This is a genomic window from Streptomyces sp. NPDC048560, from assembly GCF_040650955.1.
In the GTDB taxonomy this organism is placed as follows: Bacteria; Actinomycetota; Actinomycetes; order Streptomycetales; family Streptomycetaceae; genus Streptomyces.
In genome coordinates this window covers 395,665-409,532 of sequence record NZ_JBEZIJ010000004.1, presented here as the reverse complement: position 1 = coordinate 409,532, position 13,868 = coordinate 395,665, and the positions used below count along the sequence as shown (strand labels likewise).

The 13,868-nt window shown below is 71.6% G+C and carries 10 protein-coding genes; 8 read left to right on the top strand and 2 right to left on the bottom strand.

What is annotated here, in order from left to right; all coding sequences use genetic code 11:
- Nucleotides 1-62: 62 nt before the first annotated feature.
- Both AB0C82_RS14615 and hmgA read right to left on the bottom strand, forming a co-directional pair.
- Nucleotides 63-839 carry a GntR family transcriptional regulator gene (locus AB0C82_RS14615; RefSeq protein ID WP_362840758.1) on the bottom strand — a complete coding sequence of 259 codons (777 nt, stop codon included), beginning with the start codon at nucleotides 837-839 and terminating at the stop codon, nucleotides 63-65.
- Nucleotides 840-891: 52 nt separating this feature from the next.
- The gene (hmgA, locus tag AB0C82_RS14610; RefSeq protein WP_362840756.1) at nucleotides 892-2,229 is read right to left on the bottom strand and encodes a homogentisate 1,2-dioxygenase; all 1,338 of its coding nucleotides are present in this window, start codon (nucleotides 2,227-2,229) and stop codon (nucleotides 892-894) included.
- Nucleotides 2,230-2,377: 148 nt separating this feature from the next.
- Here hmgA and AB0C82_RS14605 point away from each other — a divergent pair, with 148 nt between their 5' ends.
- From AB0C82_RS14605 to AB0C82_RS14570, 8 genes are all read left to right on the top strand, one after another.
- Nucleotides 2,378-4,459 (top strand): right-handed parallel beta-helix repeat-containing protein, encoded by a 2,082-nt coding sequence (locus AB0C82_RS14605; protein ID WP_362840753.1) that lies wholly within the window; start codon nucleotides 2,378-2,380, stop codon nucleotides 4,457-4,459.
- Nucleotides 4,456-5,268, top strand: coding sequence for a hypothetical protein (locus AB0C82_RS14600; protein WP_362840751.1), 813 nt, complete (start codon nucleotides 4,456-4,458; stop codon nucleotides 5,266-5,268). The genes AB0C82_RS14605 and AB0C82_RS14600 overlap by 4 nt, the downstream gene beginning before the upstream one ends.
- Complete coding sequence (locus AB0C82_RS14595) at nucleotides 5,265-6,554, top strand: hypothetical protein (RefSeq protein WP_362840748.1); 1,290 nt, start codon at nucleotides 5,265-5,267, stop codon at nucleotides 6,552-6,554. The genes AB0C82_RS14600 and AB0C82_RS14595 overlap by 4 nt, the downstream gene beginning before the upstream one ends.
- 40 nt (nucleotides 6,555-6,594) lie before the next feature.
- Nucleotides 6,595-7,239 (top strand): TetR/AcrR family transcriptional regulator, encoded by a 645-nt coding sequence (locus AB0C82_RS14590; RefSeq protein ID WP_362840746.1) that lies wholly within the window; start codon nucleotides 6,595-6,597, stop codon nucleotides 7,237-7,239.
- Nucleotides 7,240-7,350: 111 nt separating this feature from the next.
- Nucleotides 7,351-9,531 (top strand): molybdopterin-dependent oxidoreductase, encoded by a 2,181-nt coding sequence (locus tag AB0C82_RS14585; RefSeq protein WP_362840744.1) that lies wholly within the window; start codon nucleotides 7,351-7,353, stop codon nucleotides 9,529-9,531.
- 135 nt (nucleotides 9,532-9,666) lie between these two features.
- Nucleotides 9,667-11,088, top strand: coding sequence for a citrate:proton symporter (locus AB0C82_RS14580; RefSeq protein WP_362840742.1), 1,422 nt, complete (start codon nucleotides 9,667-9,669; stop codon nucleotides 11,086-11,088).
- Nucleotides 11,088-12,338, top strand: a complete 1,251-nt coding sequence (locus tag AB0C82_RS14575) for an MFS transporter (protein WP_362840739.1) — start codon at nucleotides 11,088-11,090, stop codon at nucleotides 12,336-12,338. The genes AB0C82_RS14580 and AB0C82_RS14575 overlap by 1 nt, the downstream gene beginning before the upstream one ends.
- A 135-nt stretch (nucleotides 12,339-12,473) precedes the next feature.
- Nucleotides 12,474-13,838: an ABC transporter ATP-binding protein gene (locus AB0C82_RS14570; RefSeq protein ID WP_362840736.1), complete on the top strand. Its 1,365-nt coding sequence runs from the start codon at nucleotides 12,474-12,476 to the stop codon at nucleotides 13,836-13,838.
- Nucleotides 13,839-13,868 lie beyond the last annotated feature (30 nt).

Sequence of the window (13,868 nt, the reverse complement as noted above, 5' to 3'; positions counted from 1 at the left end):
GTCGCCCTCCCCGTCACCAGGCCCGCCGCCCCCGGCATCGTAACGGCGTACCCGTCGGGGGGTCAGTGCGCTTCGACCGTCACCGAGAACGAGAAGCGGTCGCCCCGGTAACGGATGCGGGCCACGTCCACCACCTGGCCGCTCTCGTCGTACGTCACGCCCGTGTAGTGGAGGATCGGGCTGAGCAGGGGCACTTGGAGCAGCTCGGAGGTCACCGGGTCGGCCAGCCGCGCCTCGACGGTGTCGGTGATCCTGGCGATCCGGACACCCAGGGTGTCGCGGAGCACCTTGGTCATCGGCCACCGTTCGAGATCGGTCACATCGAGCCGCTCCGCGATCTCGGGGCGCAGCGCGTTCTCCGCCCAGTTGGTGGGCTCACCCGTCTCCCCGTCGCACCGCAGCCGCCGGTAGTTCACCACCTCGGTGCAGTCGGGGAAGAACTCGGTGAGGTCCCCCGAAACGGCGGACGGGCCGTGGCCGAGAACGGTCGTCCGCTCGCCTGACTGCTGGGCGACGATCGCGTCGATCGACCCCAGCAGCCGTACGGGCGAGACGCGCCTGGCGCGCGGCTCGATGAACGTGCCGCGCCGCCGGTGCCTGCTGATCAGGCCCTCCGTCTCCAGTTCCTTGAGGGCCTGGCGCATCGTGAGGACGCTCACGCCGTAGTGCCCGGCGAGCTGTTCCTCGGTGGGCAGCCGCAGGGAGGCGTCCTGCGGGCGGCCCAGTATCGACGCCCGCAGGGACTGCGAGACCTGGTACCACAGGGGGAGCTTCCGGTTCAGGACCAGTGAGTCGGGGGCAAAGGCGGGCGTGTGATTCACCTCGTTCGCCTGATTCATCCGGTTCACCTGGAGTCTCCGAGTCGCGGTGTGTGGCCGGTCCGGTAGTGCTCTACGGCCGGAAGTTGCGGCTCAGACCCTGCCACACGTCGTCGTAGCCGCGCTGCAGATGACGGGCCTCCGCTGCCTGGCCGGTCGCCGTGACGGGCCAGCGCGTCTCGAACATGAAGGCGAGACCGTCGTCGATCTTCTGCGGCTTCAGCTCGGCCGCGCTCGCCCGGTCGAAGGTCTCCCGGTCCGGGCCGTGCGCCGACATCATGTTGTGGAGCGATCCGCCGCCCGCCACGAACCCGCCCTCACCGGCCGTCTTGGCGTCGTACGCGCCCTGGATCAGGCCCATGTACTCGCTCATCACGTTGCGGTGGAAGTACGGCGGACGGAAGGTGTCCTCGCCGACCAGCCAGCGCGGCGCGAAGACGACGAAGTCCACGCCCGCCAGGCCGGGGGTGTCGGACGGCGAGGTCAGCACCGTGAAGATCGACGGGTCCGGGTGGTCGTAGCTGATGGAGCCGATGACGTTGAACCGGTGCAGATCGTAGACGTACGGCACGTGGTTGCCGTGCCAGGCGACGACGTCGAGCGGCGAGTGGTCGTACGTCGCCGACCAGAGGTTGCCGCAGAACTTGTTGACGACCTCGACCGGGCGCCCCGCGTCGCCGTCGTCCTCGTACGCCGCGACCGGGGCCCGGAAGTCCCGTGCGTTGGCCAGGCCGTTGGCGCCGATCGGGCCGAGGTCGGGCAGCACGAACGGCTGACCGTAGTTCTCGCAGACGTAGCCGCGGGCCGTGGTGTCGAGGAGCTCGACCCGGAAGCGGATACCGCGCGGGATGAGGGCCACCTCACCGGGCTCGGCCCGCAGCAGGCCGAACTCGGTGCGGATCAGGAGGCCGCCGTGCTCCGGGACGATCAGCAGTTCGCCGTCCGAGTCGCTGAACACCCGGTCCGTCATCGAGGTGTCGGCGTGGTAGAGGTGCACGGCCATGCCGGTGCGCTGGGCGGCATCGCCGTTGCCGCCCAGCGTCCAGAGCCCCGCCAGGAAGTCGGTGCCGGGAGCGGGGTCGGGAAGCGGGTCCCAGCGCAGCCGGTTCGGGTCGGGGACGGTCTCCGTGAAGGGTGCGGAACGCACGGCTCCGTTGTCGACGCGGACGAACGGCGGATGGGCGGCCGAGGGGCGGATGCGGTAGAGCCAGGAGCGGCGGTTGTGGGCGCGCGGTTCGGTGAAGGCCGATCCGCTCAACTGCTCCGCGTACAGGCCGAGCGGTGCGCGCTGCGGGGAATTGCGGCCGAGCGGCAGTGCGCCCGGGATCGCTTCGGAGCTGTGCTCGTTGCCGAAACCGGGGGAGTACGTCAGCCCCTCCGCCGTCTTCCTCGCCTGCTCGATGCCGCTCATGGTGCGCTCCCGGTGCGATCGGAATCCCTCGGACCCCTTGGACGAGGAATCCTATGGTCAACCGTAGGAATCGGAACAGGGGGCGTCAACGGCATTCGTCGCGCACAGGGGGGTTTCAAAAGCTGAACATTGCTCTACTCTCCGGCACATGTCGTGGACACGAAGACTTCTGGTGGTTCTGGCGGCCCTCGCCGCCGCACTCCTGTCGGCCCCCGCCGCCCAGGCGCACGAGGAACGTCCCGTCACCCTGCCCGACGGAACCGGCAGCGTTCCCGTCCACCGCACGGGCGAACCCGATCTGCTGGTCTGCAAGAGCGACCGGGCGGACTTCGAGCGGCGTATATCCGGCTTCCCGGCGCCGCTGAAGGCCCGGAACGCGGAGCTGTTCGACCGTTGTCTGGAATCCGGCTACCGGCATCTCCAGCAGGCCGTCGACGCGGTCGGCCGGCCCGGCATGAACATCGCGATCCTGCCCGGGCTGTACGAGGAGGAGCCCTCGCTCACCGATCCGCCCGCCGCGTGCACCCGGCTGAAGGCACCCGAGTCGCAGCTCGGCTACCAGATCCTCAGCTACGCCCAGCAGAAGCGGTGCCCGCACAACCAGAACCTGGTCGCGATCCTCGGCAAGAAGAACCTCCAGATCGAGGGCACGGGCGCCGCGCGCACGGACGTGGTCATCGACGCCAAGTACCAGAAGCTCAACGCGGTCCGCGCCGACGGGTCCGACGGGATCTACTTCAAGAACTTCACCGCCCAGCGGACCACCTTCAACTCCCTGTACGTGCTGGCCCAGGACGGCTTCGTCATCGACGACGTACTCACCCGCTGGAACGACGAGTACGGCTTCCTGACCTTCGCCAGCGACCACGGGCTGTACAAGAACTGCGAGTCGTACGGCAACGGCGACTCCGGCATCTATCCCGGCAGCGCCTCCGACATCAACACCGCGCGCGGCTACGACGTGCCGCGCTACTCCATCGAGATCACCGGCTGCCGCAGCCACCACAACATGGTCGGCTACTCGGGCACCGCGGGTGACTCGGTCTACGTCCACGACAACGAGTTCGACCACAACATGGGCGGCGCCTCGATGGACAGCGCCTTCCCCGGGCATCCGGGCCTGCCGCAGAACCACGCCCGTTTCGAACGCAATCTGATCCACGACAACAACGCCGACTACTACCCGTACGTCGCCGACGGTACGTGCGCCAGACCGCCCGTGGAGCGCGGTTACGAGGAAGGCGTGGTGTGCCCGCAGATCTCCATGCCCCCGGGCACCGGCATCATCACGGCGGGCGGCAACTGGAATCTCTACGAGGACAACTGGGTCTACGGTCACGACCGCGCCGCCTTCTTCCTGAGCGCCGCACCCGCCTTCATCCGGGGTGAGGAGGCCCTGTCCAAGCAGACCGACACCTCGCACCACAACCGGTACGCCGGGAACCACCTCGGCACCGACCGGGACGGCAACTCCCGGCCCAACCGAACCGACGTGTGGTGGGACGGCCAGGGCGAGGGCAACTGCTGGCAGCCCGGGACCGGCGCCGCGACCCCGCGCACCCTGCCCGAGTGCGGGAAGGAGCGCGGCGCGGTGTCCGGCGGTGCGGACCGGCTGGTCGGCGAACCGGTGAAGATCGCCCAACTGCTGGTCTGCGCCGACTACGACGTGCGGGCGCGACGGCTGCCGGCCGGCTGCGACTGGTACGGGGCCCAGGGGATCGAGCGCGTCGAGGTGCAGGCCGCCCTGGGCGTCGCGGCGGTGCTCGGGCTGGTCGGCGGGGTGCTGTGGTGGCGCCGGCTGCGGCACAGCCGCACGGCCACCGTGGCGACGGCGCTGGGCGCGAGCGGACTGGCGCTGGACGTGGCCGGATCGACGACGGGCCTCACGTCCTCGTACCTGCCCGCCGCGGCCCTGCTGCTGATCGGCGTGTGGTGGGTGGGAACGGGCCTCGTCCTGCGGCACGTGCGCCCGGGCCTGGGCTGGACCACCGTGGGGCTGGGTGCGCTGACCCTGCTCGACGCCTTCGACAAGGCCGTCCTGATGATCCCGTGGATCCCTCTGAGTCCCGCGTGGCTCCGCACGCTGCTCGGCGTGGTGTGGGTGCTCTGGGCCGTCGCGGCGGCGGCACGTGGGGGCCGTGCGGACGACGGTGCGGCGGACGGCGCGGACGAGACCTCCGGTGAGCCGGGCGAATCCGCCGCGGTCGCCGCCGAGGGGGAGCGTTCGTGAGGCGCGCCATCGGGCGGGGTGCCGCCCTGCTCCTCACCGCCGGACTCGTGCTCGGCGCCGGCGGCTGCGGCGGGAGGCCCACCACGCATCACAGGCCCGGTACCGGTCACGAGCAGGCCGACGGGGCCGTGGGCCTGCTGCTCGCCGCCGACGACGGCACCGGACACCGGTTGCGCCAGGTGGACGCGGCCGGTGCGCCCGGGGTGACGCTCGCCGCCAGGCCCGACTCCGAGGACGGCTGGAACATCCACCTGAGCGTGCGCGACTTCCGCTTCACCCCGGACAGCGTGGGCGGAGCCGCACTCCCCGGACGCGGGCACGCCCGGCTCTTCCTCGACGGCCGTCCACTGGCCCGGATGTACGCGGCCTGGCACCACCTCCCCGCCCGCCTCGTGCGTCCGGCGGACGGCGGCGGCTCCCTCACCGCCCGGCTGTACGCCGACGACCACACCGCCTGGGCCGTCGACGGGAAGCCGGTCCAGGCCACAGTCGCCCTCACCCCGGGCGGCACAGGCGGCGCCGCGACCCCCGCTCCCGCCGAGGCCGCAGACCGGACCCTGGACATCGAGGTCCGCCGGGGCTCGGTCAGTCCCGCACCCGGAAGGACCGAGCTCAGGAAGGGCGACCGCGTCGCGCTCCGGGTCCGCAGCGACCGCGCCGACACCCTCCACGTCCACGGCTACGACAAAGAGGCCCGGCTGCCCGCGGGCAGGACCGTCACCCTCACCGTCACCGCCGACCGCACCGGGCTCTTCGAGGTCGAGACGCACGAGAGCGGACTGCTCCTGACCCAACTCGTCGTCCGGTGACGGGCGGCGTCCTCGCCCACGGCGTCGGCTCCCGGCACGATCTGCCGCTGTCGCCGTTCTACGCCTTCGCGGGTGCCTTCACCGCACTCTTCGTATCCTTCCTCGCGCTCGGTCTGCTCTGGTCCGCCTCCCGCTTCCGCGGCGACGAGGCCGGACAGCCGGTGCCCCCGCTCCTCCAGCGCCTCGCGGACGCCCGCACGACGCGTCACGCGCTGCGCGGACTCGGACTGGCCGCCGCCGCGTTCGTGCTGGTGCACCTCCTGCTCGGTCCGGACGACCCGGAGCGGAACCCCGCCGCGGGCACGGTCTACGTGCTCCTCTGGGTCGGTCTCGTCCCCGCGTCCCTTCTGCTCGGTCCCGTCTGGCGCCTGCTCAATCCCCTGCGCACCCTGCACCTCCTCCTCTGCCACGCGCGCGGCCGTGATCCCGGCGCGGGCCGCCCCGTGCCCGCCCGTGTCGGCCTGTGGCCCGCCGCCGGCGGGCTGCTCGCCTTCACCTGGCTCGAACTCGTCCTGCCCGAACCCGGGGCGAGCGGCGCGCTCCTCCTCTTCCTCGCTCTCCACGCCGTGACCCAGCTGGCGGGCGCCGTCCGCCACGGCTCCCGTTGGTTCGACCACGCGGACGCCTTCGAGGTCTACTCCGGCCTCTTCGCCCGCCTCTCCCCTCTGGGGCGCCGCCCGGCCGACGGGCGCCTCGTCCTGCGCTCGTCCTTCAACGGGCTCGACGCCACTCCCCAGGCCGCCGGGCTCCTCGCCACCGTCTGCGTGCTGCTCGGCTCCACGGCCTACGACGGCTTCTCCGACGCCCCCTCCTGGATCTCCGCCGTCCAGACCTCCCCACTCGGCCGCACCGCGGCGGGCACGCTCGGACTGCTGGGTGCCGTCGCCCTCGTCGCGGCCCTGTACGCCCTCTGCGCCGGAGCCACCCGGCTGATCTGCGGCCCCCTGCCGCATCCCCTGACCGCCTTCGCCCACTCCCTCCTACCCATCGCCCTGGGCTACCTCGTCGCCCACTACTTCACGCTCCTGGTCACCGAAGGGCCACGCACGGTGATGATGGCATCCGGCGCCGACAGTCCGGTCGCGCCCGAACCGCCCCTCGGGCCGGGCGGCCTCGCCGTTCTGCAGGTCTCCGCCGTCGTCCTGGGTCACGTCCTCGGAGTCGTCGCCGCGCACGACCGTTCCGTCCGGCTGTTCCCGCCCGCCCGGGCCGTCGCGGGGCAACTTCCCTTGCTCATCCTGATGATCGCGTACACCATCGGAGGGCTGACGCTGCTCATCGCCTGATGGGCCACCGGCCATCCCGGAGAGGAGGCGCCACGGCATCATGGAGCCCGTGCCCCCTGCGAACACCAGCCTCCGCCGTGCGCCCGTGCAGCAGCGCAGCGCCGAACGCCTCGCCCGGATACTCGACGCCTGCGCCCAGCTCCTCGACGAGACGGGGTACGAGCAGCTCTCCACCCGGGCCGTCGCCGTGCGCGCCGGGGTGCCCATCGGCTCCGTCTACCGGTTCTTCTCCAACAAGCGGGCCCTGGTCGACGCACTCGCCCACCGCAACCTGGACCGTTACGCCGAGGGCATCACCGCCCGCCTCGCCGGCATCCCCGCCGACGACTGGCGCGCGGCCATCGACGCCGTGCTCGACGAGTACCTGGCCATGAAGCGCTCCGCCCCCGGCTTCGCACTCGTCGACTTCGGGACCCCGGCGCCCGCCCAGGACCCGGGCGGCGACGCCAACGTCCGGGTCGCGGAACGGCTGGCCGGCCTGCTCGCCGACCACCTCGGCCGCCTCCTGGACGAGGATCTGCTCCGCATGATCCTCGTCTGTGTCGAGGCGGCGGACGCGCTGTTCCAGCTGGCCTTCCGTATCGACCCGGCAGGTGATCCGGCCGTCGTGGAGGAGACGCGGCACCTGCTCCGTTCGTACCTGGCCCGCGTCCTTGACCGGCAGCGGCCCGACCCGGGCCGGTAGCGCGCACCTGGCCCGCCCGCAGGATCGGTGCCGCCGACACCTCCCCACCATCCGTACCGGTCGGTATGCTCACCCTGTCCGCGTGCCGCCGTCGCTCACCGGGGAGGACCCGTGTCCACCAACTCCCGTACCGCCCTGCGTATCTGCCCCCTCTGCGAAGCCACCTGCGGACTCACCCTCACCATCGAGGGCACGTCCGTCACCGGCGCCAGAGGTGACCGGGAGGATGTCTTCAGCCAGGGGTTCATCTGCCCCAAGGGAGCCGCCTTCGGCGGGCTCGACGCCGACCCCGACCGCTTGCGCACGCCCCTGATCCGCACGGACGGGGTGCTGCGGGAGGCGAGCTGGGAAGAGGCGTTCGACACGATCGCCGCCCGTGTCCCGGCCCTGGTCGAGGAGCACGGACCGCAGAGCGTCGGAGTCGTCCTCGGCAACCCCAACGTCCACACGATGGCCGGTGCGCTCTACCCTCCCCTCCTGCTCAAGACGCTCCGGACGCGCAACGTCTTCACCGCGAGCACGCTCGACCAGATGCCCAAGCACGTCGCCTCCGGACTGCTCTTCGGCGACGCCCAGGCCATCGCGGTGCCCGACCTCGACCGCACGGACCACCTGCTGCTCATCGGCGCCAACCCGCTCGAATCCAACGGCAGCCTCTGCACCGCCCCCGACTTCCCGGGCAAGCTCAAGGCGCTCCGGCGGCGCGGTGGGACCCTCACCGTCATCGACCCCCGACGCACCAGGACCGCCCGGCTCGCCGACCGCCACCTGGCGATCAGGCCCGGCGCCGACGCGCTGCTCCTCGCCGCTCTCGCCCATGTCCTCATCGAGGAGAAGCTCGCCGATCCCGGCCCGCTCGCCGACCACCTCGAAGGTCTCGGTGAACTCACCGAAGCGCTGGCGGACTTCACCCCGGAGGCCGTCGCCGCGTCCTGCGACATCGACGCCGACACGATCCGCACCCTCTCCCGGGAACTGGCCGCGGCCCCCACCGCCGCCGTGTACGGGCGCATCGGCAGCTGCACCGTCGAGCACGGCACCCTCGCCAGTTGGCTCGTCGACGTCCTCAACATCCTGACCGGCAACCTCGACCGCCCCGGCGGCGCGCTCTTCCCCCTGTCCGCGACCGCCCGGGCACCCCGCCCCCCGGCTCCCGGCAAGGGCTTCACCCTGGGCCGCTGGGCGAGCCGGGTCTCCGGGCACCCCGAGGCCAAGGGCGAACTCCCCATCACCGCGCTCTCCGAGGAGATCGAGACGCCGGGCGAGGGCCGCATCCGCGCCCTGCTCGTGCTCGCGGCCAACCCCGTGCTCTCCGCCCCCGACGGCGACCGCCTCGACCGGGCGCTCGGCGAGGGGCTCGACTTCATGGTCAGCGTCGACCCGTACCTCAACGAGACCTCGCGCCACGCCGATGTCGTGCTGCCGCCGCCCCCGCCCTCGCAGAGCGCCCACTTCGACTTCGCGTTCAACTCCTTGTCCGTGCGCAACCAGGTCCGCTACTCCCGGCCGGCCGTACCCCTGGAGGCGGGCCGGATGGACGAGAGCGAGATCCACGCCCGGCTCGTGCTCGCGGTCGGCGGGATGCACGGCGCTCCGCCGCACACCGTCGACGACCTGGTCATCGACACGGCCCTCACGGCGGCCGGGGCGCCGAAGGAACTGGCGGCCGAACTGTCCGGCACGAGCGGACCCGAGCGGCGCCTGGACCTGATGCTGCGCCTCGGCCCGTACGACCTCACCCTGGACCGGCTCCTCGCCCATCCGCACGGCATCGACCTCGGCCCGCTGGAACCGCGCGTCCCGCACATCCTGAAGACCCGCAGCGGTCGCATCGAACTGTTCCCGGCGCCGATCGCCGCCGACCTGCCCCGGCTGCGCCGCGCGCTGGACGGGGAGCGGGCCGGGCTCGTCCTCGTAGGCCGCCGCCATCTGCGCTCCAACAACAGCTGGATGCACAACGTCGCCGCGCTGAGCGGCGGCTCCAACGTCTGCACCCTCCAGATCCACCCCGAGGACGCGGCCCGCATCGGTCTCGCGGACGGCGCCACCGCCCGTATCAAGGCCGCCGGAGGCGAGGTCGAGGCGCCTGCCGAGGTGACGGACGCCGTACGGGAGGGAGTGGTGAGCCTGCCGCACGGATGGGGGCACAGCCGGCCCGGAACCCGGATGTCGGTCGCCTCGGCCACTCCCGGGGTCAATGTGAACCAGCTGCTCGACGGCACACTCCTGGACCCGCTGTCCGGCACCGCAGTACTCAACGCCGTACCGGTGTCCGTGACTGCCATTGGCTAGCGCCAAGTCGTTGACCTGGGGTTTTGCTCGTATTGCTCACAGGTCAACATCTTGTTAACGCCGTAACGGGAGCCCTAACGTCATCCGGACCGCCGACCACGGCGGGAGTTCAAAGGTGAACGTGAGGTACCCCCTATGCTGACAATCCTCGGCTTCGCCATGATCGCGACCTTCCTGGTCCTGATCATGACGAAGAAGATGTCGCCGATCGCGGCGCTGGTCCTGATCCCCGCACTGTTCTGCGTCGCCGTCGGGCAGGGAGCGGAGCTCGGCGACTACGTCATCGAAGGGGTCGGCAATCTCGCGCCGACCGCGGCGATGCTCATGTTCGCCATCGTCTACTTCGGCGTGATGATCGACGTCGGCCTCTTCGATCCGATCGTCCGGGGCATCCTGCGGTTCTGCAAGGCGGACCCGTTGCGGATCGTCGTGGGGACGGCGGTGCTGGCCGCGATCGTCTCGCTGGACGGTGACGGCTCCACGACGTTCATGATCACCGTGTCGGCGATGTACCCGCTCTACAAGCGCCTCAAGATGAGCCTGGTCGTCATGACCGGTGTGGCGGCCACCGCGAACGGTGTCATGAACACCCTTCCCTGGGGCGGCCCCACCGCCCGCGCCGCGACCGCCCTCAAGCTGGACGCGGGCGACATCTTCGTGCCGATGATCCCGGCACTGGCCGTAGGACTGCTCGCCGTCTTCATCCTGGCCTTCGTGCTGGGCCGCCGTGAGCGCAAGCGTCTCGGCACGCTCTCGCTCGACGACGTGCTCGTCACGGAATCCGAGACGGTCCTGGTCGGAGCGGGTGGCGGCGGCGACCGGCTCCGCAAGGGATCCGCGACGGGCTCCGGCGGTACGGACGCCGAACTGCCGGCCACCGGCGGCGAGGGCGCTGAGGACGGGGACGACGAGGAGTTCAAGGGCCTCGACCCCCACCGCGCCACGCTGCGCCCCAAGCTGTACTGGTTCAACGCGGGTCTCACCGTCGCCCTGCTGACCGCCATGATCATGGAACTGATGCCGATCCCGGTGCTCTTCCTCCTGGGCGCCGCGCTCGCCCTCACGGTCAACTTCCCCCACATGCCCGACCAGCGCGCCCGCCTCGCCGCCCACGCCGACAACGTCCTCAACGTCTCCGGCATGGTCTTCGCCGCCGCCGTCTTCACCGGCGTCCTCACCGGCACCGGCATGGTCGAGCACATGGCCGACTGGCTCGTGAGCGCCATCCCCGAGGGCATGGGTCCGCACATGGCCATCGTCACCGGTGTGCTGAGCCTGCCGCTGACGTACTTCATGTCCAACGACGGCTTCTACTTCGGCGTCGTCCCCGTCCTCGCCGAGGCGGGTGCCGCCCACGGCGTCTCCCCGCTGGAGATCGCCCGCGCCTCCCTGGTCGGCCAGGCACTCCACATGTCGTCCCCGCTCGTCCCCGCCGTCTACGTCCTGGTGGGCATGGCGAAGGTCGAGTTCGGCGACCACACCCGGTTCACCGTCAAGTGGGCGGCGCTCACCTCGCTGGTGGTGCTCGGCGCCGGAATCCTCTTCGGCATCATCTGATGGACGTCAGGTCCGGGCCCGGCAGGGGCTGGCTGCTGCGCCTCGTCATCGCCTTCTCGTTCGCGCAGGGGGCGGTGTCGATGGCGCGGCCCGCCGTCTCCTACCGGGCTCTCTCACTCGGTGCGGACGAACGGGCGATCGGTGTCATCACGGGTGTGTACGCGCTCCTGCCGCTCTTCGCCGCCGTCCCCCTGGGGCGCCGCACCGACCACGGCCGGTGCGCCCCGCTGCTGCCGCTCGGCGTGCTCCTGATCGCGGGCGGCTGTGCGCTCAGCGGCACGGCGGCCTCCCTCCCGGCGATGGCGGCCTGGAGCGGGGTGATGGGGCTCGGCCACCTCTGCTTCGTGATCGGCGCGCAGTCGATCGTCGCCCGGCAGTCGGCCCCCGACGAACAGGACCGCAACTTCGGCCACTTCACCATCGGAGCCTCGCTCGGCCAGCTCGTCGGACCGGTCGCCGCGGGCCACCTCATCTCCGCGGACGACGGGGCCATGGTCCGTACCAGCGCGATCGCCCTCCTCGTCTCCGCGGCCGTGGCCGCCCTCTCGTTCGTCTCCCTCTGGCGCATCGAACACCGCGCCCCCTCCCGGCCCCGCGCGGACCGGGCGGCGAAGGTGCCCGTCGGCCGCATCCTGCGCACGCGAGGAGTTCCCGCGGGCATCTTCATCAGCCTCGCGGTGCTCTCCGCCACCGACATCCTCACGGCCTATCTCCCCGTCGTCGGGGAGCAGCGGTCCATCGCGCCCGCCACCGTCGGACTGCTCCTCAGCCTCCGGGCCGCCGCGACCATCGCGTGCCGTCTGGTGATGACGCCCATGCTCAGGCTCCTCGGCCGCACCGCCCTGCTCACCACGACCTGCCTGCTCGCCGGACTCCTCTGCGCGGGCATCGCCCTGCCCGTGCCCGTGTGGGGGCTGGCGGTGATGCTCGCCGTACTCGGCTTCTGCCTCGGTGTCGGACAGCCCCTCTCGATGACCACCGTCGTCCAGGCCGCTCCTGAGCGGGCCCGCTCCACCGCGCTCGCCCTTCGGCTGACCGGGAACCGGCTGGGCCAGGTGGCCGCCCCGGCTTCCGCCGGACTGGTCGCGGGCTTCGCGGGGACCGCGGCGCCGTTCGTGATGCTCGGTGCGCTGCTCCTCGGCGCGGCGGGTCTGGGCGTACGGGGCGGTGGCCCCCGGCCGGCCGGGACCGAGCCCGCCGGGACCGTACGGCGCACCGCCCACACCCCCACGAACCGGAACCCCACCTGACACTTCCGCCTCGCCGGATCCTTCTTTTCCCAACCTTCGCGCGAGTCATTCCCACACCCCGTCCAGTGGGCTAACTTCAGGCCACGCAGCCGCTCCCTGCCGCGCGTTCCCTTTACCCTGCCGGGCGGACAAGCTATGACTCGCGCCATCTCACTGCACCATGTCAGCAAGGCCTACGGGCGGGCTCCGCGCGCCGTCGACAACCTCTCGCTCTCCATCGATCCCGGGGAGTTCCTCGTCCTGCTGGGCCCTTCCGGCTGCGGCAAATCGACCGTGCTCCGCATGATCGCGGGCCTGGAGGAAGTCACCGACGGGGAGTTGCTCCTCGACGGTGAACCGGCGAACCACATGCCGCCGAGCGAGCGCGGCATGGCCATGGTCTTCCAGAACTTCGCGCTCTACCCGAGCATGACCAATCGAGCCAACATCGGCTTCCCGCTGAAACTGGAGAATCCCCGCCAGGACCACAGCCAACGCGTCGAGGCCACGGCGCGGATGCTGGGCATCGAGAACGTGCTGGACCGCTTCCCGGCCCAGCTCTCCGGCGGTGAGCGCCAGCGCGTAGCCATGGGGCGGGCCATCTCGCGCAGACCGTCCGCCTTCCTGATGGACGAGCCGCTCTCCAACCTCGACGCGAAGCTCCGCAACCACCTGCGAGCCGAAATAGCGCAGCTGACGGCCGAGCTGGGCGTGACCACGGTGTACGTGACGCACGACCAGGCGGAAGCGATGTCGCTCGGGAACCGGGTGGCCGTGATGCGCGGCGGAGCGCTCCAGCAGGTCAGCACCCCCCGCGAGGTCTACGCGCTGCCGGAGAACGTGTTCGTCGCCGCGTTCATCGGCACCCCGCGCATCAACCTCCTCCGGGCCGTGGTCCACGCCCCGTTGGACGGACGCATGTCGATCGACCTGGGACGGCAGCGACTGCCCCTGCCCGAACCCCTGAGCACCGAGCACCAGTTGCTCCGCATCCAGCAGGGCCGCGACCTGATCGTGGGGCTCCGCTCCGAGGCGGTGCGGATCGCACCGCCCAGCCACGCCCGTCCCGGCGAAGTGGCCCTCAGCGGCATCGTCGAGCACGTGGAGTACCAGGGGCACGAGGCTCTCGTCCACCTCAACACCGGTTCGCAGCCTGCCGTGGTGCCCGAGCTGGAATCGGCCCGGCCGCAGCCGGCCGCGCGGCGGCGCCGAGCGGGCGGGGGCTCCGGCGGCGGTACGGGCGTGGGGGTCCTGGAACGGCTCCGTGAGCGGGCCACCGGGCATGTCAGCGGGCCCGTCGTCGTCCTCGACGAACCGGCGTCCGAGCGGCAGGACCTGCACAGCCCCGACCGGCCGGGGCTCGCGGCCGGCGACCTCGTGGTGCGCACCGGGCCGGACATGCGGCTGCGGCGGGGCGGGCAGGTGCCGTTGCTGGTCGACCTGGCGCACCTGTACGTCTTCGATCAGCTGGGCCGGCGCATCTGCCCGTTGCCGCAGGACGTGCCGGGGCTCGACGTGTAGGGGCCGCGCGGCTCGTGGCCGGTGGCTGAG

Coding starts and splice junctions, on each gene's coding strand:
- AB0C82_RS14615 (WP_362840758.1), bottom strand. CDS start 839: ATGAATCAGGCGAACGAGGTGAATCACACGCCCGCCTTTGCCCCCGAC.
- hmgA (WP_362840756.1), bottom strand. CDS start 2,229: ATGAGCGGCATCGAGCAGGCGAGGAAGACGGCGGAGGGGCTGACGTAC.
- AB0C82_RS14605 (WP_362840753.1), top strand. CDS start 2,378: ATGTCGTGGACACGAAGACTTCTGGTGGTTCTGGCGGCCCTCGCCGCC.
- AB0C82_RS14590 (WP_362840746.1), top strand. CDS start 6,595: ATGGAGCCCGTGCCCCCTGCGAACACCAGCCTCCGCCGTGCGCCCGTG.
- AB0C82_RS14580 (WP_362840742.1), top strand. CDS start 9,667: ATGCTGACAATCCTCGGCTTCGCCATGATCGCGACCTTCCTGGTCCTG.
- AB0C82_RS14575 (WP_362840739.1), top strand. CDS start 11,088: ATGGACGTCAGGTCCGGGCCCGGCAGGGGCTGGCTGCTGCGCCTCGTC.
- AB0C82_RS14570 (WP_362840736.1), top strand. CDS start 12,474: ATGACTCGCGCCATCTCACTGCACCATGTCAGCAAGGCCTACGGGCGG.